This is a genomic window from Escherichia sp. MOD1-EC5189, from assembly GCF_002966045.1.
GTDB classification, from domain to species: Bacteria; Pseudomonadota; Gammaproteobacteria; order Enterobacterales; family Enterobacteriaceae; genus Escherichia; species Escherichia coli_F.
In genome coordinates this window covers 1-2,940 of sequence record NZ_PTRX01000073.1, presented here as the reverse complement: position 1 = coordinate 2,940, position 2,940 = coordinate 1, and the positions used below count along the sequence as shown (strand labels likewise).

Below are 2,940 nucleotides of genomic sequence, written 5' to 3'. Positions count from 1 at the left end.
GCTTCCAGATCGTGGATCATGCGCTTGATTTGCTGACGCAGCACCACTGGATACCACAGCGCGTAGACGCCTGTGGCAAAACGTTTATACCCCTCGTTAATGCCGCTGACCACCGCCTGATAGTCGGTTTTCATTTCATACGGCGGGTCGATAAGGATTAAACCACGGCGAGAAACCGGCGGCAGCTTGGCTTTAAGCTGCTGGAAACCGTCGGCTTTTTCCACGCGCGCACGGCTGTCTTTCTGAAATTCAGCACGCAGCAACGGGAAATCGCTCGGGTGCAGCTCGGTCAGTTGCAGACTGTCCTGTTCACGCAGTAACTGACGGGCAATCAACGGTGAACCGGGGTAGTAACGCAACTGACCGCTACGGTTGAAGTGTTTTACCACATTGATGTACGCCTCCAGCTCCGCAGGCAAATCGTCCTGCTGCCAGATACGGGCGATACCTTCGAGATATTCGCCGGTACGCTCGGCATGTTCGCTGCCTAACTGATAACGCCCGGCCCCTGCGTGGGTATCGAGATAGAGAAACGGTTTATCTTTCTCTTTCAGCGACTCGATGATCAGGCTCTGAACGGTATGTTTAAGGACGTCGGCGTGGTTGCCAGCGTGAAAGCTGTGGCGATAACTGAGCATGGGTAAAGGTGTTCCGGTAAGTAAAAATCGGCCCGTATTCGGGGCGCACAAAAGCCTATCAGGACAGTATACCGAAAAGAGGCCGTCGCCGCGAAAGCGTAACGTTTCTCATTGAAATTCACTACACTTAACCCCATGCTACACACATTATGTAAAGCGCCTGTTGAGCGCTTCCTTAACCTCTTTAACCAGGACTGCGCTAATGACGAATCCGTTACTGACTCCCTTTGAATTGCCTCCGTTTTCTAAAATTCTCCCGGAACATGTCGTTCCAGCCGTGACGAAGGCATTGAATGACTGCCGCGAAAATGTGGAGCGCGTAGTAGCGCAAGGGGCACCGTACACCTGGGAAAATCTCTGCCAGCCGCTGGCGGAAGTGGACGATGTGTTGGGGCGTATCTTCTCCCCGGTCAGCCACCTGAACTCGGTGAAAAATAGCCCGGAACTGCGTGAAGCCTACGAACAAACCCTGCCACTGCTGTCGGAATACAGCACCTGGGTAGGGCAACATGAAGGGCTGTATAAAGCGTACCGCGATCTGCGCGATGGCGATCATTACGCCACGCTGAATACGGCGCAGAAGAAAGCGGTTGATAACGCCCTGCGTGATTTTGAACTCTCTGGCATCGGTCTGCCGAAAGAGAAACAGCAACGCTACGGCGAAATTGCTACCCGTCTTTCCGAACTGGGCAACCAGTACAGCAACAACGTCCTTGATGCGACGATGGGCTGGACCAAACTCGTTACCGACGAAGCGGAACTGGCGGGTATGCCAGAAAGCGCGCTGGCGGCGGCAAAAGCCCAGGCCGAAGCGAAAGAACTGGAAGGCTACTTGCTGACGCTGGATATCCCAAGCTATTTGCCGGTAATGACCTACTGCGACAACCAGGCCTTGCGTGAAGAGATGTATCGCGCTTACAGCACCCGCGCTTCCGATCAAGGCCCGAACGCCGGTAAGTGGGACAATAGCAAGGTGATGGAAGAGATCCTCGCTCTGCGTCACGAATTGGCGCAACTGCTGGGCTTTGAAAACTACGCCTTTAAATCTCTGGCTACCAAAATGGCGGAGAACCCGCAGCAGGTGCTTGATTTCTTAACCGATCTGGCAAAACGCGCCCGTCCGCAGGGTGAAAAAGAGCTGGCACAGCTGCGCACCTTCGCCAAAGCCGAATTTGGCGTCGATGAGTTGCAGCCGTGGGATATCGCATACTACAGCGAAAAACAGAAACAGCACCTCTACAGCATCAGCGACGAACAGCTGCGTCCGTACTTCCCGGAAAACAAAGCGGTTAACGGCTTGTTTGAAGTGGTGAAACGTATTTACGGCATCACCGCTAAAGAGCGCAAAGATGTTGATGTCTGGCATCCGGATGTCCGTTTCTTCGAACTGTATGACGAGAACAACGAACTGCGCGGCAGCTTCTACCTCGACCTGTATGCCCGTGAAAACAAGCGCGGCGGGGCGTGGATGGATGACTGCGTAGGCCAGATGCGTAAAGCCGACGGTTCGCTGCAAAAACCGGTCGCGTATCTGACCTGTAACTTCAACCGCCCGGTGAATGGTAAACCGGCGCTGTTTACGCATGACGAAGTAATCACGCTGTTCCACGAGTTCGGTCATGGTCTGCACCATATGCTGACCCGCATTGAAACCGCCGGTGTATCCGGGATCAGCGGGGTGCCGTGGGATGCGGTCGAACTGCCGAGCCAGTTTATGGAAAACTGGTGCTGGGAGCCGGAGGCGCTGGCGTTTATCTCCGGTCACTATGAGACTGGCGAACCGCTGCCGAAAGAACTGTTGGATAAAATGCTGGCGGCGAAGAACTACCAGGCGGCGCTGTTTATTCTGCGTCAGCTGGAATTCGGCCTGTTCGATTTCCGTCTACATGCAGAATTCCGTCCGGATCAGGGGGCGAAAATCCTCGAAACTCTGGCAGAAATCAAGAAGCTGGTTGCCGTGGTACCGTCTCCGTCATGGGGCCGTTTCCCACATGCATTTAGCCACATCTTTGCTGGTGGTTATGCGGCAGGTTACTACAGCTACCTGTGGGCCGATGTGCTGGCGGCAGATGCCTTCTCGCGTTTTGAGGAAGAGGGCATTTTCAACCGTGAAACCGGACAGTCGTTCCTCGACAACATTCTGAGCCGTGGCGGTTCAGAAGAGCCGATGGATCTGTTCAAACGCTTCCGTGGGCGTGAACCGCAACTGGATGCGATGCTGGAGCACTACGGCATTAAGGGCTGATCATTCAGTGAAAATCTGTTTAATTGATGAAACAGGCGCCGGAGACGGCGCCTTATC

The 2,940-nt window shown here is 54.3% G+C and carries 2 protein-coding genes; one reads left to right on the top strand and one right to left on the bottom strand.

Annotation, left to right across the window (positions count from 1 at the left end; genetic code table 11):
• Positions 1–638 (bottom strand): 23S rRNA (adenine(2030)-N(6))-methyltransferase (gene rlmJ / locus ATB02_RS25405; RefSeq protein ID WP_105272398.1); only part of this gene is annotated, 638 nt, incomplete at its 3' end.
• A gap of 202 nt (positions 639–840) precedes the next feature.
• Here rlmJ and prlC point away from each other — a divergent pair.
• Positions 841–2,883 carry an oligopeptidase A gene (gene prlC, locus ATB02_RS25400; RefSeq protein WP_001353599.1) on the top strand — a complete coding sequence of 681 codons (2,043 nt, stop codon included), beginning with the start codon at positions 841–843 and terminating at the stop codon, positions 2,881–2,883.
• The last annotated feature ends 57 nt before the right edge of the window (positions 2,884–2,940 follow it).